Raw genomic sequence first — 26,529 nt, forward strand, 5'->3', positions numbered from 1 at the left:
CCGCGAACTGTACGCCCGCTTCCCGGTGTTCGCCGAGGCCCTGGACGCCGTGACGGCCTGCCTCGACCCGGAACTCGACCGGCCGCTGCGCGAGGTGATGTTCGCCGAGGAGGGCACGCCGGAGGCGGCCCTGCTGGACACCACCGGCTACACCCAGCCCGCGCTGTTCGCCCTCGGCGTCGCCCTCCACCGGCTGGTCGAGTCCTGGGGCGTGCGCCCCGACCTGCTGGCCGGGCACTCCGTCGGCGAGATCGCCGCCGCCCACGTCGCCGGGGTGCTCACCCTGGAGGACGCCTGCACGGTCGTCGCCGCCCGGGCCCGCCTGATGCAGGCCCTGCCGGCCGGCGGCGCCATGATCGCCGTACGGGCCGGCGAGGAGGAGATCAGCGGCCGGCTCGGCGACCGGGTCTGCCTCGCCGCCGTCAACGGCCCCGACGCGGTCGTGATCTCCGGCGACGAGGACGCGGTCACCGCCCTCGCCGAGGAGTTCACCGCGCAGGGCCGGAAGACTAGGCGTTTGCGGGTGAGCCATGCGTTTCACTCCCTGCACATGGACGCCATGCTTCAGGACTTCGCACGGGTCACCCGGAGCGTGTCGTACACCGCGCCCAGGCTGCCTCTGGTGTCGAACCTCACCGGGGAGACGGCCACGCCGGAGCAGGTGTGCGACCCCGGGTACTGGGTCGAACACGTCCGCCGCGCCGTCCGGTTCGGCGACGGCGTACGCACCCTCGCCGCCCGCGGCGCCACCCGCTACCTGGAACTCGGCCCCGACGGTGTGCTCTGCTCCCTGGCACAGGACACCTTCGACGCCCTCGCCGACGACAACCGCCCGGCCCCGGCCGCCGTGCCGGCGCTGCGCACCGGACGCGACGAGGAACGCTCCCTGACCGCGGCGGTGGCCCGGCTGCACGCCGCCGGCCAGCCCCTGGACTGGGCGGCGCTCCTCGACGGCACCGGCGCACGCCGCGTCGACCTGCCGACGTACGCGTTCCGGCGCCGCCGCTTCTGGCCCGACCCGGCGCCCGCCGCCCCGGACACCGCCGCCGGGAGCGGTGACGGCGACGCCGCGTTCTGGGCGGCCGTCCAGGGCGAGGACTTCGACGCCCTCGCCGGTGACCTGGGTGTCGACGGTGAGTCCCTGGCGCGGGTGCTGCCCGCCCTGCGCGACCGGCGGCGCAAGCACGGCGACCAGGCCACCGTGGACGGCTGGCGCCAGCGCATCGCCTGGCGGCCCCTGAACCGGGCCGGCACGGGCAGCCCGTCCGGCACCTGGCTGGCCGTACTGCCCGCCGGACCCGCCGCCGACGACCCCTGGACCGCCGAGGTGCTGCGGCGGCTCGGCCCAGGCACCGTCCGGCTGGACGTGCCCGCCGCCGCCGGCCGCGCGGACCTCACCGACCTGCTGCGGCAACACCTCGCCGACGGCGGCCCGTTCACCGGCGTGGTGTCGCTGCTCGCCCTCGCCGAGGGACACGACCCGCAGGCGCCCGGCACGCCGCGCGGCACCACCCTCACCACCGCGCTGATCCAGGCGCTCGGTGACGCCCGCGTCGACGCCCCGCTGTGGTGCCTCACCCGCGGCGCCGTCGCCGTCTCGCCCGGCGAGAGCGTGCCCGCGCCGCTCCAGGCCGCCGTGCACGGCCTGGGCCGGGTCGCCGCCCTGGAGTACCCGCACCGCTGGGGCGGCACCGTCGACCTGCCCGACACCCTCGACGAACGGTCCGCGGAACGGCTCGCGGCCGTCCTCGCCGACCCCGGCGGCGAGGACCAGCTCGCGGTGCGGCCCGCCGCCGTCTTCGGCCGCCGGCTCGCCGCCGTACGGACCGGCACCCCGCGCGACTGGCAGCCCACCGGCACCGTCCTGATCACCGGCGGCACCGGCGCCCTCGGCGCGCACGTCGCCCGCCGCCTCGCCGGCGCGGGCGCCCGCCACCTGGTGCTCCTCAGCCGCCGCGGTCCCCACGCGCCCGGCGCCGGCAAGCTGTGCGCCGAGCTCGCCGAACTCGGCGCCGAGGCAACCGTGGTGGCCTGCGACACCGCCGACCGGGACGCCCTGGCCGCCGTCCTCGCCGACATCCCCGCGCACGCGCCGCTCACCGGCGTCGTCCACACCGCGGGCGTCCTCGACGACGGTGTCCTCGACGGCCTCACCGCCGACCGGTTCGAGACGGTCTTCCACGCCAAGGTCACCGGTGCGCTCCTCCTCGACGAACTGACCCGGGACCACGACCTGGACGTGTTCGCCCTGTTCTCCTCCGCGTCCGCCGCGGTCGGCAACCCCGGACAGGGCAACTACGCGGCGGCCAACGCCGTCCTCGACGCGCTCGCCGAACGCCGCCGCGCCGACGGCCTGCCCGCCACGTCCGTCGCCTACGGCGCCTGGGGCGGCGACGGCATGGCCGGCGACGGCCGCGCTGCCGCACTCGCCCAGCGCACCGGAATCCGGCCCCTCGACCCCGACCTTGCGGTACTGGCCCTGCGCCAGACCGTCACCGGCGACGACCCCGTCGCGGTCGTCGCGGATGTCGACCCCGAGCGGTTCGTGCGGGCCTTCACCGGCGTGCGGCCCAGCGCCCTGCTGACGGAGATGCCCGCGTACGCCGCCCTCACGGCCGCCACCACCTCCGGACGCGACAGCGCGGGCACGGCGCCCGAACTGCGCGACCGGCTGGCCCGGCTGCCCGGCAACCGGCGCCGGGGAACCGTCCTCACCCTGGTACGGGAACGCGCCGCCGACGTCCTCGGCCACACCGGAACCGACCTGGTCGGCCCCGACCGGGCCTTCCGCGACCTCGGCTTCGACTCACTCGGCGCGGTCGAGCTGCGCAACCAGCTCGCCGCCGCCACCGGACTCACCCTGTCCGCCACCCTCGTCTTCGACCACCCCACCCCCGCCGCCCTCGCCGAGCACATCCTCGGCGAACTGCTGCCCGGCGACCCGCAGGCCGGCGAGACCACCGACGAGCAGGCGCTGCGCGCCGTCCTCGCCTCGGTGCCCCTCGCCCGGCTGCGCGAGATCGGCGTCCTGGAACCGCTCCTGAAGCTCGCCGGGCGGGACGGGACACCGGCGGCCGGGACGGGCGCGGACGACCTCGCCGCCGAGGACGTGTCGGAGGCGTCCATCGACGCGATGGAGGTCGACGACCTGGTGCAGGCGGCACTCAACGGCAACCTCGACGAACAGCGGGACTGACGGAGCGACCATGACCACGCCCAGCGAAAAAGTTGTCGAAGCTCTCCGGGCCTCGCTCAAGGAGACCGAGCGGCTGCGCCGGCAGAACCGGGACCTCGTGGCCGCCGCCGCGGAACCCGTCGCCGTCGTCGCCATGAGCTGCCGCTACCCCGGCGGCGTCACCTCCCCCGAGGACCTGTGGCGGCTCGTCGACACCGGCACCGACGCCATCTCCGGTTTCCCCACCGACCGCGGCTGGGACCTCGACGCGCTGCGCGACGCAGGCGTCGACGCGCGCGGCCACTCCGTCAGCCAGCAGGGCGGATTCCTCGACGGCGTCGCCGACTTCGACGCCGCCTTCTTCGGGATCTCGCCCCGCGAGGCCGTCTCCATGGACCCGCAGCAGCGCTTGCTGCTGGAAACCTCCTGGGAGACCCTGGAACGCGCCGGCATCGACCCGCAGAGCCTGCGCGGCAGCGCCACCGGCGTCTTCGTCGGCACCAACGGCCAGGACTACGCCTACCTGCTGGTCCGCTCCCTGGCCGACGCCACCGGCGACATCGGCACCGGCATCGCCGCCAGCGCCACCTCCGGCCGCCTGTCCTACACCCTCGGCCTGGAGGGCCCCGCGGTCACCGTCGACACCGCCTGCTCCTCCTCCCTGGTCGCCCTGCCCTCCGCCGTCCACGCCCTGCGCGCCGGAGAGTGCACCCTCGCCCTGGCCGGCGGCGTCAACGTCATGTCCGCGCCCGGCTCCCTGATGGAGTTCAGCCGTCAGGGTGGACTGGCCGGCGACGGCCGCTGCAAGGCCTTCTCCGACGACGCCGACGGCACCGGCTGGTCCGAAGGCGTCGGCATGCTCCTCCTGGAGCGGCTGTCCGACGCCCGCCGCAACGGCCACCCCGTCCTCGCCGTCATCCGCGGCTCCGCCGTCAACCAGGACGGCGCCTCCAACGGCTTCACCGCCCCCAACGGCCCCGCCCAGCAACGCGTCATCCAGCGCGCCCTGCACACCGCGGGACTGACGCCCGCCGACGTCGACGCCGTCGAGGCGCACGGCACCGGCACCCCGCTCGGCGACCCCATCGAGGCGCAGGCACTCCTCGCCACCTACGGGCAGGACCGCGACCCCGAACGGCCGCTGCTGCTCGGCTCCGTCAAGTCGAACATCGGGCACGCGCAGGCCGCCGCCGGTGTCGCCGGCGTCATCAAGATGGTCATGGCGATGCGGCACGGCGTCCTGCCGAAGACGCTGCACGCCGACCGTCCGTCCCGGCACGTCGACTGGACCGCCGGCCACGTCCGCCTGCTCACCGAGCGCACCGACTGGCCGGCAACCGGCCGGCCCCGCCGCGCCGGCGTGTCCTCGTTCGGCATCAGCGGCACCAACGCGCACGTCGTCCTGGAACAGGCCGAACCCGTCCCGGCACCCGACGAGCCCACCACGCCCGCCCTCACCCCGGCGGTCGTGCCCTGGCCGGTCTCCGCCAGGACCGAGGACGCCCTCGGCGACCGGCTCACCCAGATCACCGCACCCACCGACGCCACCGCCCTCGACACCGGCTACTCCCTCGCCACGGGCCGCTCCGTCTTCGAGCACCGGGCGGTGCTGCTCACCGGCGCCGACGGGGTGCCCGCCGAGGTCGCCCGCGGCCGCGCCACGGAACGCACACTGGCCGTCCTCTTCTCCGGCCAGGGCTCGCAGCGCCCCGGCATGGGACGCGAACTGTACGCGCGGTTCCCGGTGTTCGCCGAGGCCCTCGACGCCGTACTGGACCGGCTCGACGGCGCCCTGGAGCGCCCGCTGCGCGACATCCTCTTCGCCGGACGCCGCACCCCCGAGGCGGACCTCCTCGACACCACCGGCTGCACGCAGCCCGCACTGTTCGCCGTCGAGGTGGCGCTGTACCGGCTCGTCGAGTCGTGGGGCGTCGTACCGGAGTTCGTGGCCGGACACTCCGTCGGCGAGATCACCGCCGCACACGTCGCCGGGGTGCTGTCCCTGGACGACGCCTGCACCCTGGTCGCGGCCCGCGCCCGGCTCATGCAGGCCCTCCCGGCGGGCGGCGCCATGATGGCCGTCCAGGCCACCGAGGAGGAGGTCACCGCCCGGCTGACCGACGGTGTGGCCCTGGCCGCCGTGAACGGGCCCGAGTCCGTCGTCGTCGCCGGCGAGGAGACCGACGTCCTCGCCCTGGCCCACGGGTTCGCGGTGGACGGCCGCAAGACGCAGCGGCTGGCGGTGAGCCACGCCTTCCACTCGCCGCTCATGGACCCGATGCTCGAGGAGTTCCGCCGGGTCGCGGAGACCCTCACCTACCACGAGCCCGTCGTCCCCGTCGTGTCCAACGTGACCGGGACGATCGCCGAACCGGGGCTGCTGTGCTCGCCGGACTACTGGGTGCGCCACGTCCGGCGCACGGTGCGCTTCGCCGACGGCGTGCGCGCCCTGGCCGACGCCGGCGCGAACGCCTACCTGGAACTGGGCCCGGACGGCGTCCTGACCGGCCTGGCCGCGCAGGTCCTCGACGGCACCGCCGACACCGTCTCCGTGGCGGCCCTGCGCAAGGACCGCGCCGAGGAACGCGCCCTGCTCACCGCGCTGGCCCGGCTCCACGTCGCGGGCGTCGGCGTCGACTGGGCACGCTGCTTCGACGGCACCGGCGCCCGCCGCACCGACCTGCCCACCTACCCGTGGCAGCACGAGCGGTACTGGCCCGTCCTCATGGCCGCCGCCGGTGACGTGACGGCCGCCGGGCTCGTCTCCGCCGAACACCCCCTGCTCGGCGCCGCGGTGACCCTGGCCGGACTCGACGGGGTCCTGTTCACCGGACGGCTCTCCGCGCAGACCCACCCGTGGCTGATGGACCACACGGTCGGCGGCGTGGCCGCCTTCCCCGCGACCGGCTTCCTGGAACTGGCCGTCCGCGCCGGCGACCAGGTCGGCTGCGACCGCATCGACGAACTCACCCTCGCCAAACCGCTCATCCTCACCGAGAACGCCGCCGCCGTCGTCCAGGTGTGGGTCGGCGCCCCGGACGAGACCGGCGCCCGCAAGGTCACCGTCTACTCGCAGACGGTGGACGACCCGGAGCAGCGCTGGACCGAGCACGCCAACGGCGTCCTCACCACCGGTGAGCGCACCACGGCCTTCGACGCGAGCGTCTGGCCGCCGCGCGGCGCCGTCGCCGCGGACCTGGAGGGCTTCTACGAACGCACCGAGTACGGCCCCGTCTTCCAGGGGCTGCGCGCCGTGTGGCGGCGCGGCGACGAGGCGTTCGTCGAGGTCGCCCTGCCGAGCCAGGTCGACGACGCCGAGTACTACGGCATGCACCCGGCGCTGCTGGACGCGGCCGTGCAGTCCGTGGGCTTCGTCGGCGTCGGCGACGGCAAGAAACTCCTGCCGTTCTCCTGGTCCGGGGTGTCGCTGCACGCGGGCGGCGCCTCCGTGGTCCGCGTCCGGGTCGCCCGCACCGGCGAGGACTCCGTCTCCATCGCCGCGGTCGACGTCGAGGGCGCGCCCGTGCTCTCCGCCGAGTCGCTGATCCTGCGCGTCCCCTCCGCCATCCAGGCTCCCGCACTGCGCAGCAGCGAACAGGACGGCCTGCTCCGCCTCCACTGGACGCCCGCCACCGACGCCGGCACGGACACGGACGTCCGCCACGCCGTCCTCGGCACGGGACTGCCCGGAACCACCGTCGCCGCCCTGGCCGACAGCCTGGCCGCCTCCCCGCCGCCCGCCCTCGTCCTGGCCCCGCTGGACGGCAGCGGCGGCGAACTGCCCACCGCCGCCCACACGCTCACCGCGCACGCCCTCGACCTGGTGCGCCAGTGGCTGGACCTGGACCCGTCCGCCCCGTGCCGGCTGGTGTTCGTCACCCGCGGCGCCGTCGCCGCCGACACCGGCGAACCGGTCCGCGACCTCGCCGCCGCCGCGGCCTGGGGCCTGGTGCGCAGCGCCGCGACCGAGAACCCGGGCCGCTTCGCCCTGCTCGACCTCGACCCGGACACCGGCACCGACACCGACGAGGCCGGCCTCGACGCGGTCCTCGCACGGCTGCCCGGACTGCTCGCCGACGGCGACACGCAGTTCGTCGTCCGCGACGGCACCGTACGCGTCGCCCGGCTGGCCCGGCTCGCCGGCGGCGAGAGCCTGCTCCCGGCCGCCGGACTGCCCTGGCGGCTGGACAGCGACGACCGGGGCACCCTCGACGCGCTCACCCTCGCCCCCTGCCCGGAGGTGCTGGACGGCCCGGTAGGCCGTCAGGTGCGCCTCGACGTGCGGGCTGCCGGGCTGAACTTCCGCGACGTGATGAACGCGCTCGGCATGTACCCGGGTGAGGCGGGACTCCTCGGCTCGGAGGCGGTCGGCGTCGTCACCGCCACCGGACCCGAGGCCACCGATTTCGCGCCGGGCGACCGGGTGATGGGCATGGTGCCCGGCGGCCTCGCCGACACCGTGCTCATCGACGAGCGCTACCTCGTCCGCGTCCCCGACGCGTGGACGGACGAGCAGGCCGCGTCGACGCCGCTGGTGTTCCTGACCGCCCTGTACGCGTTCCGTGACCTGGCGGGTCTGCGGGCGGGGGAGTCGGTGCTGGTGCACGCCGGTGCGGGCGGTGTCGGCATGGCGGCGGTGCAGTTGGCCCGGCATCTGGGTGCGGAGGTGTTCGCGACCGCGAGCGAGGGCAAGTGGGACACGCTGCGCGGGCTGGGTCTGGACGACGATCACATCGCGTCGTCGCGTGATCTGGGCTTCGAGGAGAAGTTCCGGGCTGTGACCGGCGGCCGGGGCGTGGACGTCGTACTGAACGCGCTCGCGGGTGAGTTCGTGGACGCGTCGTTGCGGCTGACGGCCGATGGTGGCCGGTTCCTGGAGATGGGCAAGACGGACATCCGCGACCCGCGGGCGATCGACCGGGTGACGTACCGTGCCTTCGATCTGGGTGAGGCGGGTCCCGAGCGTACGCGGGAGATGCTGCGGGAGCTGGTGGGCCTGTTCGCCGAGGGCGCGTTGAGTGCGCTTCCGGTGCGGGTGTGGGACGTGCGGCGGGCGCGTGAGGCGTTCCGGTTCATGAGCCGGGCCCAGCACGTCGGGAAGATCGTGCTGCGGATGCCGCCGCGCTGGAACCCGGACGGCACCGTCCTCGTCACCGGCGGCACCGGCGGCCTGGGCCGGGAGCTGGCCCGCCACCTGGTGTCCGCGCGGGGCGCGCGCCGCCTGCTGCTGGTGTCGCGCAGCGGCATCGAGGCAGAGGGCGCCGCGCAACTGCGGGACGAACTGGCCGCCGCCGGCGCGGTCGTGGACATCACCGCCTGCGACGTGGCCGACCGCGAGGCGGTCACGGCCCTGCTCGCCGGCATCGACCCGGCCCACCCGCTCACCGCGGTCGTGCACACGGCCGGCGTCCTCGACGACGGTGTGGTGACGTCGTTGTCGGCGGAGCGGGTCTCCGACGTGCTGCGGCCCAAGGTCGACGCCGCCTGGCACCTGCACGAGCTGACCCGGGACCTCGACCTCGCCGCCTTCGTCATGTACTCGTCGGTGTCCGGTGTGATGGGCAGCGCCGGTCAGGGCAACTACGCGGCGGCGAACGTCTTCCTGGACGCGCTCGCGCAGCAGCGGGCCGCCTCCGGCCTGCCCGCCCTCTCCCTCGCCTGGGGAGCCTGGGCGCCGAGCGCCGGCATGACCGGCAGCCTCTCCGACGCCGACATGCAGCGCATCGCCGCCTCCGGCGCCGCCCCGATCCCCGTCGAGCGCGGCCTGGCCCTCTTCGACACCGCCACCGGTTCCGCCGAAGCCCTCGTCGTGCCCATCGGCGCCACCGGCGGCGACCTGCGCATCCCCGGCGCGGTACCGCCGCTGCTGCGCAACCTGGTACGCGGCACCCGGCGTTCGGCCGCGACCGCCGTCGGCGGCGCGAGCACCGCCGCCGACCTGACGCGCCGCCTCCTGGCCCTTCCCGAGGACGAGCGCGTGCGCGACGTCGTCGAACTGGTGCGGGTCGAGGCCGCCGCCGTACTCGGCCACTCCTCACCCAAGGCCATCGACCCCGGCCGGGAGTTCCGCGAGCTCGGCTTCGACTCGCTCACCGCCGTCGAGCTGCGCAACCGCCTCACCACCGCCACCGGCCTGCGCCTGTCCGCCACCCTCGTCTTCGACTACCCGACCCCGCACGGCCTCGCCGAGCACCTCGTCGCCGAACTCCTCGACGAGCGCGGCGACCTGGGCACCCCGCTCGTGGCCGCCGACGTCGCCGACGACCCGGTGGTCGTCGTCGGCATGGCCTGCCGCATGCCCGGCGGCATCACCACGCCCGACGACCTGTGGCGGATGCTCGCCGACGGCGAGGACCGCATCACCGCGTTCCCGACCGACCGCGGCTGGGACCTGGACGCCCTGTTCGGCGGCGGCCACGACAACCGGGGCGTCAGTGCGACCCGCCGCGGCGGCTTCCTGCACGACGTGGCCGGCTTCGACGCCGCGTTCTTCGGCATCTCCCCGCGCGAGGCCCTCGCCATGGACCCGCAGCAGCGGCTCCTGCTGGAGACGTCCTGGGAGGCGTTCGAACGCGCCGGCATCGACCCGGCGGGCCTGCGCGGCAGCGCCACCGGCGTCTTCGTCGGCACCACCGGCCAGGACTACGCGAACCTGGTGATGACCTCCCGGGAGGACGTCGAGGGCCACGCCAGCACCGGCCTCGCCACCAGCGTCATCTCCGGCCGGGTCGCCTACGCGCTCGGCCTGGAGGGCCCGGCGCTCACCGTCGACACCGCCTGCTCCTCCTCCCTGGTCGCCCTGCACCTGGCCGCCCAGTCCCTGCGCAGCGGCGAGAGCTCCCTGGCCCTCGCGGGCGGCGTCACGGTCCTGTCGACCCCGATGAACTTCTCCGGTTTCACCCGGCAGGGCGGCCTGGCGGCCGACGGCCTGTGCAAGGCGTTCGCCGACTCCGCCGACGGCACCGGCTGGTCCGAGGGCGTCGGCCTGCTCGTCCTGGAACGCCTCTCCGACGCCCGCCGCAACGGGCACGACGTGCTCGCGGTGGTCCGCGGCTCCGCCATCAACCAGGACGGCGCCTCCAACGGCCTCACCGCGCCCAACGGCCCCTCCCAGCAGCGCGTCATCCGGCAGGCCCTGGCGAGCGCCGGACTCGCGGCCGCGGACGTGGACGCGGTGGAGGCGCACGGCACGGGCACCACCCTCGGCGACCCGATCGAAGCACAGGCCCTGCTGGCCACCTACGGCCAGGACCGGCCCGCCGACCGGCCGCTGCTGCTCGGCTCCATCAAGTCGAACATCGGCCACACCCAGGCCGCCGCAGGCGTCGCCGGCGTCATCAAGATGATCCTCGCCATGCGCCACGGCGCCCTGCCGAAGACCCTGCACGTCGACCGGCCCTCCACCCACGTCGACTGGGAGGCCGGCGCGGTACGGCTGCTCACCGAGACGACCGCATGGCCCGACACGCACCGGCCGTGGCGCGCGGGCGTGTCGTCCTTCGGACTCAGCGGCACCAACGCGCACGTCATCCTCGAACAGCCGGACACGACCCCGGAGCAGCCGGAGCCGTCCACCACGCCGTCCGTCACACCGGCCGTCGTGCCGTGGCCGGTGTCCGCCCGTTCCGAGGACGCCCTGCCGGGCCAGGTGCAGCGGGTCACCTCGCTCGACGCCGAGTCCGCGCTGGACGTGGGCTTCTCGCTGGCGTCGGGACGGTCGGTGTTCGAGCACCGGGCCGTGCTGCTCGCGGACGCGGAGGGCGAACAGCCCGTCGAGGTGGCGCGTGGGCGTGCGGCGGAGCGTTCGACGGCGGTGCTGTTCTCGGGTCAGGGGTCGCAGCGGGCCGGGATGGGGCGTGAGCTGTACGACCGCTTCCCGGTGTTCGCGGAGGCGTTGGATGCCGTACTGGACCGGCTCGATGCCCAGTTGGAGCGTCCGCTGCGTGAGGTGCTGTTCGCGGAGGCGGGCACGGCGGAGGCTGAGCTGCTGGACTCGACGGGGTTCACGCAGCCGGCGCTGTTCGCGGTCGAGGTGGCGCTGTACCGGCTGGTGGAGTCGTGGGGTGTGCGGCCGGAGTTCGTGGCCGGGCATTCCGTGGGTGAGATCACGGCCGCGCATGTGGCGGGTGTGTTGTCGCTGGAGGACGCCTGCACGCTGGTGGCTGCTCGTGCGCGGCTGATGCAGAGGCTTCCGGCGGGCGGCGCGATGGTGGCCGTACAGGCTGCTGAGGAGGAGGTCGTTCCGCGGCTGACGGACGGTGCGGCCCTGGCGGCCGTGAACGGTCCGGACGCGGTGGTGATCGCCGGCGTGGAGTCCGAAGTGCTGGCGCTCGCGGATGTGTTCGCGGGGGAGGGGCGCAAGACGCAGCGGCTGGTGGTGAGTCATGCCTTCCACTCGCCGTTGATGGAACCGATGCTGGCCGCCTTCCGTGAGGTCGCCGAGAAGCTGACGTACGCCGAGCCGTCGATTCCCGTGGTGTCGAACGTGACCGGTGAGATCGCCGAGCCCGGCCTGTTGAGCTCCGCCGAGTATTGGGTGCGGCATGTGCGTGGCACCGTGCGGTTCGCCGACGGGGGGCGTGTGCTGGCCGGTGCCGGTGTGAACGCGTTCCTGGAGCTGGGCCCGGACGGTGTGCTGACCGGGATGGCCGCGCGGGTGCTGGACGGTGCCGGGGACGTCGTGTCCGTGGCGGTGCTGCGCAAGGACCGTGCCGAGGAGACCGCGCTGCTGACCGCGCTGGCCCGGCTGCACGTCACCGGCGTCGACGTCGACTGGGCGCCGTGCTTCGAGGGGACGGGTGCGCGGCGGGTGGCGCTGCCGACGTACGCCTTCCACCACGAGCGGTACTGGCCCCGCCCGGCGGCCCACACCGGTGATGTCACGGGCGCCGGGCTGCGGCCCGCCGAGCACCCGCTGCTGGGCGCCGCCACCGCGCTCGCCGCCTCCGAGGGCGTCCTGTTCACCGGACGCCTGTCGCTCGCCACGCACCCCTGGCTCGCGGACCACACCGTGGGCGGCGGCATGGTCCTCTTCCCGGCCACCGGTTTCCTCGAACTGGCCGTGCGCGCCGGGGACGAGGTCGGCTGCGAGTGCGTCGAGGAGTTCACCCTCGCCACCCCGCTGCTCCTGCCCGAGGACACCGCCGTGGTCGTCCAGGTGTGGGTCGGCGCGCCCGACGAGTCGGGCGCCCGCAAGGTCAGCCTGTACTCGCGACCCGCCGACGCGGCGGAGGAGACCTGGACGGAGCACGCGGCCGGCGTCCTCGGCACCACCGCCCGGACCCTCGGCTTCGACGCGAGCGTCTGGCCGCCGCGCGGCGCCGTCGCCGCCGACCTGGAAGGCTTCTACGAACGCACCGAGTACGGCCCCGTCTTCCGCACCATCCGCGCCGTGTGGAAGCGCGGCGACGAGGCGTTCGTCGAGGCGGCGCTCCCGACGGAGGCGGACGACGCCGGCTACTACGGCATGCACCCGGCGCTGCTGGACGCGGCCGTGCAGTCCGTCGGCTTCGCCGGTCTGGACGACGAGCACAAGCTGCTGCCGTTCCTGTGGGGAGGGGTGTCCCTGCACGCGGCCGGCGCCTCCATGGTCCGCTTCCGGGTCGCCCGCACCGGCGAGGACTCCGTCTCCATCGCCGCCGTGGACGTCGAGGGCGCGCCCGTCCTCTCGGCCGAGTCGCTGGTGCTGCGCGTCCCCGCGGGCGGGCAGGCACCCGCCGCCCGCCGCACCGAACTGGACTCGCTGCTCCGCCTGGAGTGGACCGCCGCTCCCGAGACCGCCGCCGATCCGTCGGTCCGCCACGCCACGCTGCCCGCGCTCGGCACCGACGCCGCCGCCCTGGACGGCCTCACCGGCACCGAAACCCTGGTGTGCGTCCCCGTGTCCGGCGACGGCCACGGCGACGACGTACCGCGGGCCACGCACACGCTCGTCGCGCACGCCCTCGACCTGGTGCAGGAGTGGCTGCGCCGGGACCGCTTCGAGGCGGCCCGGCTGGTGTTCGTCACCCGGGGCGCGGTCCGCGCCGGACACGGCGACCGGGTCGCGGACCTTCCGGCCGCGGCCGTGTGGGGTCTGCTGCGCGCCGCGCACTCCGAGAACCCCACCCGGTTCGCCCTGGTCGACCTCGATGCGGACACCCGCGTCGAGAGCGTGCTGCCGCTGCTGCCGGAGCTGCTGGCAGGCGGCGACGCCCAGTTCGTCGTACGGGACGGTGACGTCCTGGTGGGACGTCTGGACCGGGTGGTCACCGGGGCCGGACTGTTGCCTCCGGCTCAGAGCCCCTGGCGGCTGGACAGCACGGCCAAGGGCGACCTGGACGCCCTCACGCTCGTTCCGTGCCCGGAGGTGCTGGACGGCCCGGAGGGCCGTCAGGTGCGCCTCGAGGTGCGTGCGGCCGGGCTGAACTTCCGCGACGTGCTCAACGCGCTCGGCATGTATCCCGGTGAGGCGGGACTGCTGGGAGCCGAGGCGGTCGGCGTGGTCACCGCCACCGGCCCCGAGGCCACCGATTTCGCGCCGGGCGACCGGGTGATGGGCATGGTGCCCGGCGGCCTGGGCACCGACGTGCTGATCGACGAGCGGTTCCTGGTGCGGGTGCCCGACGGCTGGACCGACGAGCAGGCCGCGTCCATGCCGCTGGTGTTCCTCACCGCCTCCTACGGCCTGACCGAGCTGGCGGGTCTGCGGGCGGGGGAGTCGGTGCTGGTGCACGCCGGTGCGGGCGGTGTCGGCATGGCGGCGGTGCAGTGGGCCCGGCACCTGGGTGCGGAGGTGTTCGCGACCGCCAGCGAGGGCAAGTGGGACACGCTGCGCGGGCTGGGTCTGGACGACGATCACATCGCGTCGTCGCGTGATCTGGGCTTCGAGGAGAAGTTCCGGGCCGTGACCGGCGGCCGGGGCGTGGACGTCGTACTGAACGCGCTCGCGGGTGAGTTCGTGGACGCGTCGTTGCGGCTGACGGCCGACGGTGGCCGGTTCCTGGAAATGGGCAAGACGGACATCCGCGACCCGCGGGCGATCGACCGGGTGACGTACCGTGCCTTCGATCTGGGTGAGGCGGGTCCCGAGCGTACGCGGGAGATGCTGCGGGAGCTGGTGGGCCTGTTCGCCGAGGGCGCGTTGAGTGCGCTTCCGGTGCGGGTGTGGGACGTGCGGCGGGCGCGTGAGGCGTTCCGGTTCATGAGCCGGGCCCAGCACGTCGGGAAGATCGTGCTGCGGATGCCGCCGCGCTGGAACCCGGACGGCACCGTCCTCGTCACCGGCGGCACCGGCGCGCTCGGCGGACACCTCGCCCGGCATCTCGCGGCGTCCGGGACGCGGCACCTGCTGCTGACCAGCCGGCGCGGACCGGACGCACCAGGTGCCGCCGAACTCGCGGCAGAGCTGCGGGAGTTGGGTGCCGAGGTCACCGTTGCGGCCTGCGACACCGCCGACCGCGACGCCACCGCCGCGCTCCTCGCCGGCATCGACCCGGCCCGCCCGCTCACCGCGGTCGTGCACACGGCGGGCGTGCTGGACGACGGTGTGGTGACGTCGTTGTCGGCGGAGCGGGTCTCGGACGTGCTGCGGCCGAAGGTCGACGCCGCCTGGCACCTGCACGAGCTGACCCGGGACCTCGACCTCGCCGCCTTCGTCATGTACTCGTCGGTGTCCGGTGTGATGGGCAGCGCGGGCCAAGGCAACTATGCGGCGGCCAACGTCTTCCTGGACGCGCTCGCCCAGCAGCGGGCCGCCTCCGGACTGCCCGCCCTCTCCCTCGCCTGGGGCGCCTGGGCGCAGGACGGCGGCATGACCGGCACCCTCTCCGACGTCAGTGCCCGGAGGATCGCCGCCTCGGGCGCGCCGCCCCTCACCGTCGAACAGGGCCTCGCGCTCTGGGACGCCGCCACGCTCTCCGACGAGCCGTACCTCGTGCCCCTCGGCGCCTCCGGCAACACCCGGATGCCCGGTGAGGTGCCGCCGCTGCTGCGCAACCTGGTACGCGGCACCCGGCGTGCCGCCGCCACCGCCGTCGGCGGTGCCCGGGTCGCCGAGAACCTCACCCGCCGGCTCCTGGAGACACGGGAGGAGGAACGCGTCCGCGTCCTGCTCAACCTGATCCGCGGCGAGGCCGCCACCGTGCTCGGCCACTCCTCGCCCAAGGCCGTCGAGGCCGACCGTGACTTCCACGACCTCGGCTTCGACTCGCTCACCGCCGTCGAACTGCGCAACCGCCTCACCGCCGTCACCGGCCTGCGCCTGTCCGCCACCCTCGTCTTCGACTACCCGACGCCCACCGTGCTCGCCGAGCACCTGGTGACCGCCCTCCTCGACGAGAAGCGCGTCGCCGGCACGCCCGCGGCGACCGGAACCGTCCTGCCCGCGACGGCCGACGACCCGGTGGTCATCGTCGGCATGGCCTGCCGGATGCCCGGCGGCGTCAGCTCGCCCGAGGAACTGTGGCGGCTCGTCGTCGAGGGCCGCGAGGGCATCTCCGCCTTCCCGACCGACCGCGGCTGGGACCTGGACACCCTCATGCGCGGCGGCCACGGCGGCCACGGCCGCAGCGCCACCTCCGAAGGCGGCTTCCTCTACGACGTCGCCGACTTCGACGCCGGCTTCTTCGGCATCTCCCCGCGCGAGGCCCTCGCCATGGACCCGCAGCAGCGACTGCTGCTGGAAACGTCCTGGGAGGCGTTCGAACGCGCCGGCATCGACCCGGCGACCGTGCGCGGCAGCCGGACCGGTGTCTTCGTCGGCACCAGCGGCCAGGACTACACCACCCTCGTCATGAACTCCAGCGAGGACGCCGAGGGTCACGCCCCGACCGGCCTCGCCACCAGCGTCATCTCCGGCCGACTGTCCTACACGTTCGGCCTGGAGGGCCCCGCGGTCACCATCGACACCGCCTGCTCCTCCTCCCTGGTCGCCCTGCACTGGGCGGCCCACGCGCTGCGCTCCGGCGAGTGCAGCCTCGCCCTGGCGGGCGGCGTCACCGTGATGTCCACCGCCATGGGGTACGCAGGGTTCACCCGGCAGGGCGGCCTCGCCCCCGACGGACGCTGCAAGGCCTTCGCGGACGCCGCCGACGGCACCGGCTGGTCCGAAGGCGTCGGCATGCTCGTCGTGGAGCGGCTGTCCGACGCCCGCCGCAACGGTCACCCCGTGCTGGCCGTGGTGCGCGGTTCCGCCGTCAACCAGGACGGTGCATCCAACGGCCTGACCGCGCCCAACGGGCCCTCGCAGCAGCGCGTCATCCGGCAGGCCCTGGCGAGCGCCGGACTCGCGGCCGCGGACGTGGACGCGGTGGAGGCGCACGGCACGGGCACCACCCTCGGCGACCCGATCGAGGCGCAGGCCCTGCTGGCCACTTATGGCCAGGACCGGCCCGCCGACCGGCCGCTGCTGCTCGGCTCCATCAAGTCGAACATCGGCCACGCCCAGGCCGCCGCAGGCGTCGCCGGCGTCATCAAGACCGTCATGGCGCTCCGCCACGGCATCCTGCCGAAGTCCCTGCACATCGACGCGCCGTCGACCCACGTGGACTGGACCGAGGGCGAGGTGCGTCTGCTCACCGAGACCGTCGACTGGCCGGACACCGGCCGTCCGCGCCGCGCCGGTGTGTCGTCGTTCGGCATCAGCGGCACCAACGCGCACACCATCATCGAGCAGGCCCCGGAGTCCGAGCCCGTCGCACAGGCCGTGGAACCCGGGCGCGTTCCCGAGGTCGTGCCGTGGCCGGTGTCGGCCAAGTCCGAGGAGGCCCTGGAAGGCCAACTGGACCGGATCACCACGCTCGACGCCGAGTCCGCGCTGGACGTGGGCTTCTCGCTGGCGTCGGGACGGTCGGTGTTCGAGCACCGTGCGGTGCTGCTCACCGGCGCCGACGGTGCGCCCACCGAGGTCGCCCGCGGCCGGGCCACGGAGCGTTTCCTGGCGGTGCTGTTCTCGGGTCAGGGGTCGCAGCGGGCCGGGATGGGGCGTGAGCTGTACGACCGCTTCCCGGTGTTCGCGGAGGCGTTGGATGCCGTACTGGACCGGCTCGATGCCCAGTTGGAGCGTCCGCTGCGTGAGGTGCTGTTCGCGGAGCCGGGTTCGGCGGAGGCGGAACTCCTCGACACGACGGGGTTCACGCAGCCGGCGCTGTTCGCGGTCGAGGTGGCGCTGTACCGGCTCGTCGAATCCTGGGGGGTGCGGCCGGAGTTCGTGGCCGGGCATTCCGTGGGTGAGATCACGGCCGCGCACGTGGCGGGGGTGCTGTCGCTGGAGGACGCCTGCACGCTGGTGGCTGCTCGTGCGCGGCTGATGCAGGGGCTTCCGGCGGGCGGCGCGATGGTGGCCGTACAGGCTGCTGAGGAGGAGGTCGTTCCGCGGCTGACGGACGGTGTGGCCCTCGCGGCCGTCAATGGTCCGGACGCCGTGGTGATCGCCGGTAGCGAGTCCGAAGTCCTGGCGCTCGCTGATGTGTTCGCGGGCGAGGGGCGCAAGACGCAGCGGCTGGTGGTGAGTCATGCCTTCCACTCGTCGTTGATGGAACCGATGCTGGCCGCCTTCCGTGAGGTCGCCGAGAAGCTGACGTACGCCGAGCCGTCGATTCCCGTGGTGTCGAACGTGACCGGTGAGATCGCGGAGCCCGGCCTGTTGTGCTCCGCCGAGTACTGGGTGCGGCATGTGCGTGGCACCGTGCGGTTCGCCGACGGCGTGCGCGCCCTGGCCGGTGCCGGCGCGAACGCCTACCTCGAACTGGGCCCGGACGGTGTCCTGACCGCCCTCACCCGCCGGTGTCTCGATGCCGGGGCCGACCCGGTCGCCGTGCCCGCCCTGCGCAAGGACCGCCCCGAGGAGACCGCGCTGCTCACCGCGCTGGCCGAACTGCACGTGGCGGGCGTACGCGTGGACTGGAAGCCGTGCTTCGACGGCACCGGCGCCCGGCGCACCGAACTGCCCACCTACGCCTTCCAGCGCGCCCGTTACTGGCCCGACGCCCAGCGGACCACGGCGGGCGGCACCGGAGCGGACCCCTTGGACGCGGCGTTCTGGACGGCGGTCGAGGGCGAGGACCTGACCACGCTCGCCGCCGATCTCGCCGTCGACACCGACGCGCTCGGTGCGGTCCTGCCCGCCCTGTCCACCTGGCGGCGCAGGCAGCGCGACCAGGCGATGGTCGACTCCATCAGGCACCACGAGGTGTGGAAGCCGCTGTCGCTGCCGTCCACCGCGCCCGCCGCCACCGGCACCTGGCTGGCCGTCGTCCCCGAAGGGCTCGCGGACGACGCGTGGGTGGCCGCCGTCCTGGCGGCCGTGGGCACCGACGTCGTGCCGCTGACCGTCGGCACCGACGACCGTGACGCGCTCGCCGGAAGGCTGCGCGGCCTGCTCTCCGAGCACACCGCGCTCACCGGAGTGCTGTCCCTGCTCGCCCTCACGGACACCGCCGAGACCCCCGCCGTCCCGACGGCGGTGCTGCTCCAGGCCCTGCTGGACGCCGAGATCAACGCGCCCCTGTGGTGCGTGACGCGCGGCGCCGTCGCCGTCGCCGGCACGGAGCGGATCACCGCCCCCGGCCAGGCGGCGGTGTGGGGCCTCGGACGGGTCGCGGCACTGGAACTGCCCGTGCGGTGGGGCGGGTCGATCGACCTGCCCGCCGTCCTGGACGACCGTGCCGCCCGGCGGTTCGCCGCCGTCCTCGCCGGACACGACGGCGAGGACCAGATGGCCGTACGCGACTCCGCCGTCTTCGGCCGCCGGCTCGTGCCCGCGCCGGAGGCCGCACCCGACGCCGGCTGGGAGCCCAGCGGCACCGTCCTGGTCACCGGCGGCACCGGAGGCCGCGGCGCCCACGTGGCGCGCTGGCTCGCCGCCGCCGGAGCCGCCCGCCTGGTGCTGGTCAGCCGGCGCGGCCCGGACGCGCCGGGCGCCGCCGAACTCGCCGCCGAGCTGCGGGAACTGGGCGCAGAGGTGACGGTCACCGCCTGCGACGCCGCCGACCGCGACGCCCTCGCCGCCGTCCTCGCCGACATCCCCGAGGACACCCCGCTGACCGGAGTGGTGCACGCCGCCGGCATCGTCGACGACGGAGTGCTCGACGACCTCACGCCGGAGCGGTTCGCCGCGCTGCACCGTGCCCGCACCGTCCCCGCCGTCCACCTGGACGAACTGACCCGGGACCTGGACCTGACGGCGTTCGTGCTCTGCTCCTCGGTGGCCGGCACGATCGGCACCGCCGGGCGCGCCAACCTCGCCGCCGCCACCGCCGTCCTGGACGCGCTCGCCCGGCGCCGCCGGAGCGAGGGCCTGCCCGCCACCTCCATCGCCTGGGGCGCCTGGACCGACGAGGAAGCGGGCGCGGACGCCACGGTCACCGACACGACGGACGCCGGCACCACCGGCACCGGTGCCGCCGGGCGCCCGGCCCGCACCGCCGGACACCCGGCCGTGCACCCGGACCTCGCGCTCGCCGCCCTGCGGCAGGCCGTGACCCGGCCGGAGCCGACACCCGTCGTGTTCGACCCGCGGCAGCCGCAGGTCCTGGACGGCCTCATCGGCATCCGCGGCAGTGCCCTGCTGCGGGACCTGCCGGACGCCCGGCAGGCCCTGGCCGACGCGGCCACCGCGCGGGAGCGGACCGAGACGGCCGCCTCCGGGCTCGCCGCGCGGCTGCGGCAGCTGCCCGCCGCCGAACGCACCGCCGTCATGGGCGACCTGGTCCGCACCCACGCCGCCGCCGTCCTCGGCCACCCGGGACCCGAGGCCGTCGCCCCCGACCGCACCTTCCGCGACCTGGGCTTCGACTCGCTGACCGCGATCGAACTGCCCAACCGGCTCGCGCTCGCCACCGGCCTGCGCATGCCCGCCACCACCGTCTACGACTTCCCGACCGCGCAGGCCCTGGCCGAGCACCTGGTCGCCGAGATCCTCGGCGAGCAGGACACCGAGTCCGGTGCCGACCGGGTGAGTGCCGCCGGACTGTCCGACGACCCGATCGTCATCGTCGGCATGGCCTGCCGCCTGCCCGGCGGCGTCCGCTCGCCCGAGGACCTGTGGCGGATGCTCAGCGAGGGCCGCGACGGCATCGAGGCCTTCCCCGAGGACCGGGGCTGGGACCTCGCCACCCTGGAGACCGGCGGCGCCGACGGCCGCGGCCGCAGCGCCACCCTGCGCGGCGGATTCGTCGCGGGCGCCGCCGAGTTCGACGCCGGCTTCTTCGGGATCTCCCCGCGCGAGGCCCTCGCCATGGACCCGCAGCAGCGCCTGCTCCTCGAAACCACCTGGGAGGCGTTCGAACGCGCCGGCATCGACGCCGACGCACTGCGCGGCAGCCGCACCGGTGTCTTCGTCGGCACCAACGGCCAGGACTACTCCACCCTCGTCATGAACTCCCGCGAGGACCTGGAGGGCCACGCCGGCACCGGCCTCGCCGCCAGCGTCGTCTCCGGCCGGCTCGCCTACACCTTCGGCCTCGAAGGGCCCGCGGTCACCGTCGACACCGCCTGCTCCTCCTCCCTGGTCGCCCTGCACTGGGCGCTCCAGGCGCTGCGGGCCGGCGAGTGCGACCTCGCCGTCGCGGGCGGCGTCACCCTCATGAGCACCCCGTCCGGCTTCTCCGGCTTCACCCTGCAGAACGGCCTCGCCACCGACGGCCACTGCAAGGCGTACGCGGACGCCGCCGACGGCACCGGCTGGTCCGAGGGCGTCGGCCTGCTCGTGGTGGAACGCCTGTCCGACGCCCGCCGCAACGGGCACGACGTGCTCGCCGTGGTCCGCGGCTCCGCCATCAACCAGGACGGCGCCTCCAACGGCCTGACCGCACCCAACGGGCCCTCCCAGCAGCGCGTCATCCGCCAGGCCCTGGCGAGCGCCGGACTCGGCCCCGCCGACATCGACGCCGTCGAGGGCCACGGCACCGGCACCCCGCTCGGCGACCCCATCGAGGCGCAGGCCCTGCTGGCCACCTACGGCCAGGACCGGCCCGCCGACCGACCGCTGCTGCTCGGCTCCATCAAGTCGAACATCGGCCACACGCAGGCCGCCGCAGGCGTCGCCGGGATCATCAAGACCGTCATGGCGATGCGGCACTCCGTCCTGCCGAAGACCCTCCACGTCGACCGGCCCTCCACCCACGTCGACTGGGAGGCCGGCGCGGTGCGGCTGCTCACCGAGCCGGCGCCGTGGCCGGAGACCGGCAGGCCCAGGCGCGCCGGTATCTCGTCCTTCGGCATCAGCGGCACCAACGCCCACACCATCATCGAGCAGGCACCCGAGCCCGAGACGGTGCCCGAACCGGGCGGCTCCGCGGCGACCGGCACCGCGGCCCCCGCGCCGGCCCTCTCGGTCGTCCCGTGGCCCGTCTCCGCGAAGTCCGAGGCAGCCCTGGACGCCCAGGTGTCCCGTGTCGCCGCCCTCACCGGCCGCTCCCCGCTGGACGTGGGCCACTCCCTGGCCACCGGCCGCGCCCTGTTCGATCACCGCGCGGTCCTCCTCGCCGGACCCGGCGGGCAACCCCTGGAGGTGGCGCGGGGCCGCGCCGCCCACCGCACCACCGCCGTCCTGTTCTCCGGACAGGGCTCCCAGCGGGCCGGCACGGGACGCGAACTGTACGCCGCTTTCCCGGTGTTCGCCGAGGCCCTGGACGCCGTACTGGCCCGCCTGGACACCGGCGGCGAAGTCCCCCTGCGGGCCGCGCTGTTCGCCGCCGAGGGCACGCCCGAGGCGGACCTCCTCGACACCACCGGCTACACCCAGCCCGCACTGTTCGCCGTCGAGGTCGCCCTGTACCGGCTCGTCGAGTCCTGGGGTGTGCGGCCCGACTACGTGGCCGGTCACTCCGTCGGCGAGATCACCGCCGCGCACGTCGCCGGGGTGCTGTCCCTGGACGACGCCTGCACGCTCGTCGCGGCCCGCGCCCGGCTCATGCAGCAACTCCCGGCGGGCGGCGCCATGATCGCCGTCCAGGCCACCGAGGAGGAGATCACCCCCAGGCTGACCGACGGCGTGGCCCTGGCCGCCGTCAACGGACCCGACTCCGTCGTCGTCGCCGGCACCGAGGAGGACGTCCTCACCCTCGCCGCCCTGTTCACGGCGGACGGCCGCAAGACGCAGCGGCTGGCGGTGAGCCACGCCTTCCACTCGCCGCTCATGGAGCCGATGCTCGACGCCTTCCGCGACGTCGCAGAGACACTGACGTACGCCGAGCCGCGCATCCCCGTCGTGTCCAACCTGACCGGCGAGATCGCCGACCCGGCGCTGCTGTGCTCCGCCGACTACTGGGTGCGCCACGTCCGCGGCACCGTCCGCTACGCCGACGGCGTGCGCGCCCTGGCCGACGCCGGAGTGACCGCGTTCCTGGAGGCCGGACCCGGCGGTGTCCTCACCGCACTGACCCAGCGCTGCCTGGACACCGACCTCGACACCGTCGCCGTACCCGCGCTGCGCACGGACCGCGACGAGGAGACCGCGCTGCTCACCGGGCTCGCCCGGCTCCACACCGCCGGTGTCCGCGTCGACTGGGCGGCCTGGTTCCGGGGCACCGGGGCGCGCCGCACCGAACTGCCGACCTACCCGTTCCAGCGGGAGCGGTTCTGGCCCCGCCCGGCCGCCCTGACCGGCGACGTCGGCTCGGCCGGCCTGGTCTCCGCCGACCACCCGCTGCTCGGCGCCGCCGTGCCGCTGGCCGACTCCGAAGGCGCGCTGTTCACCAGCCGGATCTCCCTGCAGGTCCACCCCTGGCTGCTCGACCACAAGGTCGGCGGCACGGTGATCCTGCCCGGCACCGGCTACCTGGAGATGGCCATTCGCGCCGCCGACCAGGTCGGCTGCGGCCGCGTCCAGGAACTCGTCCTGTCCACCCCGATGGTGCTCGACGAGAAGGTGCCCACCGCCCTCCAGGTCGTCCTCGGCGCCCCGGACGACGAAGGCACCCGCAGCATCGCGTTCTACTCCCGCCCGTCCGACGCCACCGACGCCCCCTGGACCCGGCACGCCACCGGCACCCTCGCCGCGGACGAGCACACCGCCCCGTTCGACGTGCCCGTCTGGCCGCCGGCGGACGCCCGGCCCATGCCGGTCGACGGCACCTACGAGCGCACCGAGTACGGCCCCAGCTTCCAGGGGATGCGCACGGTGTGGATCCGCGGACAGGAGGCCTTCGTCGAGGTCGCCCTGCCCGAGGAGATCGCCGGGGACGCCCAGTACTTCGGCATCCACCCGGCCCTGCTCGACGCCGTCCAGCACGCCAACGGCTACCTCGGCGTCGGCAGCGAGGACAACCCGCTGCTGCCCTACATCTGGAGCGGCGTCTCCCTGCACGCGGCCGGCGCCACCACCCTGCGGGTCCGCATCACCAGGCTCGGCGACGAGTCGGTCACCCTCACGGCCGTCGACGCCGAAGGCGCGCCCGTGCTCTCCGCCGAGGCCCTGGTGCTGCGCGCCCCGAGCGTGCCGCGCGCCCCGGCGGCCACCGGCGGCCAGGAACCGGTGTTCCGCCTCGACTGGGTCACCGCACCCGAGGTCAAGCCCACCGAAGGCCTGCGGGCCGCCACCCTGGGCGCCGACGTCCTCGGCACCGGCACCACCCTGTCGTCCCTCGCCGACCTCACCGACCCGGCCGACGCCCCCGACTACGTCCTTGTTCCGCTCCACGGGCAGTACACGGCCCCGGACGGCACGGACGCGGGCGGCGGCGACCCGGCCGCACCCGGCACGGACGTCCCCGGCGCCGTCCACGCCCTCACCGCCCGCACCCTGGAACTCGTCCGCCAGTGGCTGGACCACGACCGGTTCGACCGCACCCGCCTGGTCTTCGTCACCCGTCACGCGGTGGCCGCCGCCGACGGCGAGACGGTGCGGGACCTCGCCGCGGGCGCCGCCTGGGGTCTGGTGCGCTCGGCCCAGTCCGAGAACCCGGACCGGTTCGTCCTCGTCGACCACGACGGACGGGACGACGTCCTCGCCCTGCTGCCGGACCTGCCGGCCCTGCTCGCCACCGGCGACGCCCAGTTCGCCGTGCGCGAGGGCACCGTCCGCGTCGGCCGGCTGGACCGCCTCGCCACCGGCGCCGGGCTGCTGCCGCCCGTCGACGTGCCGTGGCGGCTCGACACCACCGGCAAGGGCACCCTGGACAACCTCGTCCTCGCCCCGTGCCCGGAGGTGCTGCAGCCGCTCGGCGACCACGAGGTCAGGATCGACGTCGACGCCACCGGCCTCAACTTCCGCGACGTCCTCAACGCGCTCGGCATGTACCCCGGCGAGTCCGGCCCGATGGGCACCGAGGCCGCCGGTGTGGTCACGGCCGTCGGCCCCGCCGTCACCGGACTGCGGCCCGGCGACCGGGTGTTCGGCACCGTACCCGGCGGCTTCGGACCGGTCGTCGTCGCCGACGAGCACTACCTCGCCCGCGTCCCCGACACCTGGACCCAGCAGCAGGCGGCCTCCGTGCCGCTGGTGTTCCTGACCGCCCTGTACGCGTTCCGTGACCTGGCGGGTCTGCGGGCGGGGGAGTCGGTGCTGGTGCACGCCGGTGCGGGCGGTGTCGGCATGGCGGCGGTGCAGTTGGCCCGGCATCTGGGTGCGGAGGTGTTCGCGACCGCGAGCGAGGGCAAGTGGGACACGCTGCGCGGGCTGGGTCTGGACGACGATCACATCGCGTCGTCGCGTGATCTGGGCTTCGAGGAGAAGTTCCGGGCCGTGACCGGCGGCCGGGGTGTGGACGTCGTGCTGAACGCGCTCGCGGGCGAGTTCGTGGACGCGTCGCTGCGGCTGACCGCCGACGGCGGCCGGTTCCTGGAGATGGGCAAGACGGACATCCGCGACCCGCGGACGATCGACCGGGTGACCTACCGGGCCTTCGACCTCGGCGAGGCCGGACCCGAACGCAACCGCGCACTCCTCGGCGAACTCCTCGACCTGTTCTCCGAAGGCGCCCTGCGACCCCTGCCGCTGAAGGTGTGGGACGTACGACGGGCACGCGAGGCGTTCCGCTTCATGAGCCAGGCCAAGCACATCGGCAAGATCGTGCTGACGATGCCGCCGCGCTGGAACCCCGACGGTACCGTCCTCGTCACCGGCGGCACCGGTGCGCTCGGCGGACACCTCGCCCGCCGCCTCGCCGCCGCGGGCATGCGGCACCTGCTGCTGACCAGCCGACGCGGACCGGACGCACCCGGCGCCGCCGAACTCGCCGCCGAACTACGGGAACTCGGCGCCGAGGTGACCGTCACGGCCTGCGACACCGCCGACCGCGACGCCACCGCCGCGCTCCTCGCCGACGTCCCCGCCGCCCACCCGCTCACCGCGGTCGTGCACACGGCCGGCGTCCTCGACGACGGCGTCGTCGCCTCGCTCACCCCCGAACGGCTCGCCACCGTCCTGCGGCCCAAGGTCGACGCCGCCTGGCACCTGCACGACCTCACCCGCGACCTGGACCTGGCGGCGTTCCTGCCGTTCTCGTCCATCGCCGGCGTCATGGGCAGCCCCGGCCAGGGCAACTACGCCGCGGCCAACTCCTTCCTCGACGCGCTCACCGCGCACCGCCGCTCCCTGGGCCTGCCCGGCACCTCCCTCGCCTGGGGCCCCTGGTCCCACGAAGGCGGCATGACCAGCACCCTCTCCGACACCGACATGCGCCGCATGCAGTCCGGCGGCCTCCCGCCGCTCTCCGTCGACCAGGGCTTCGGCCTCTTCGACATCGCACGCGGCTCCGACGAGTCGTTCCTGGTCCTGGTCGGCCTCGCCCCCGGCGCCATGCGCGGCGCCGCCCCCGAGGACCTGCCGCCGCTCTTCCGCGGCATGGTCAGGAGCAGCCGCCGCACCGCCGCCGCCACCGACGCGGCCGGAGCGGCCGCCGCCCTCGGCGCCAGGCTCGGCGAACTCCGCGCCGACGAACGCGTCCGGTACGTCACCGACCTGGTCCGCGAACAGGCCGCCCGGGTCCTCGGACACGCCACGCCGAAGGCCGTCGACGTGACCCAGGAGTTCCGGGAGCTCGGCTTCGACTCACTGACCGCCCTGGAACTGCGCAACCACCTTGCCACGGCGACCGGGCTGCGCCTGCCGGCCACCCTGGTCTTCGACTACCCGACCCCCACGGCACTCGCCGAACACTTCGTCTCCGAACTGGCCCCCGGCGACGAGCGCCCGCAGGGCCCCTCGCTGCTCGCCGAACTCGACCGCCTGGAAGCCCTCTTCGCGGCCGGCGAGCACGACGAGATCACCCGCGCGGGACTCGCGCTCCGGCTCGGCCAGATGCTGGACAAGGTGCGCGGCAGCGCGCCGGAGCAGACCGGCACCCCCGTGGACGACGCCTTCGAATCGGCCAGCGCCGACGAGGTGTTCGCCTTCATCGACAACGAGCTCGGCCGCATGGGCGACCACTGAG

At 74.9% G+C, this 26,529-nt stretch carries 2 protein-coding genes (1 of these 2 cut by a window edge); both read left to right on the forward strand.

Annotated features, from left to right (window positions below; all coding sequences use genetic code 11):
• Positions 1–3,196, forward strand: the end of a protein-coding gene (locus tag FGW31_RS33535; RefSeq protein WP_142197379.1) for a type I polyketide synthase. The gene continues 25,469 nt to the left of window position 1, outside the view; the window shows 3,196 of its 28,665 coding nt (coding positions 25,470–28,665); its start codon lies off the left edge, out of view; it ends in the stop codon at positions 3,194–3,196.
• A 10-nt stretch (positions 3,197–3,206) separates the two neighbouring features.
• Complete coding sequence (locus FGW31_RS33540; RefSeq protein WP_142197380.1) at positions 3,207–26,528, forward strand: type I polyketide synthase; 23,322 nt, start codon at positions 3,207–3,209, stop codon at positions 26,526–26,528.
• Position 26,529 lies beyond the last annotated feature (1 nt).

It is taken from the genome of Streptomyces calvus (assembly GCF_006782915.1).
In the GTDB taxonomy this organism is placed as follows: domain Bacteria; phylum Actinomycetota; class Actinomycetes; order Streptomycetales; family Streptomycetaceae; genus Streptomyces; species Streptomyces calvus.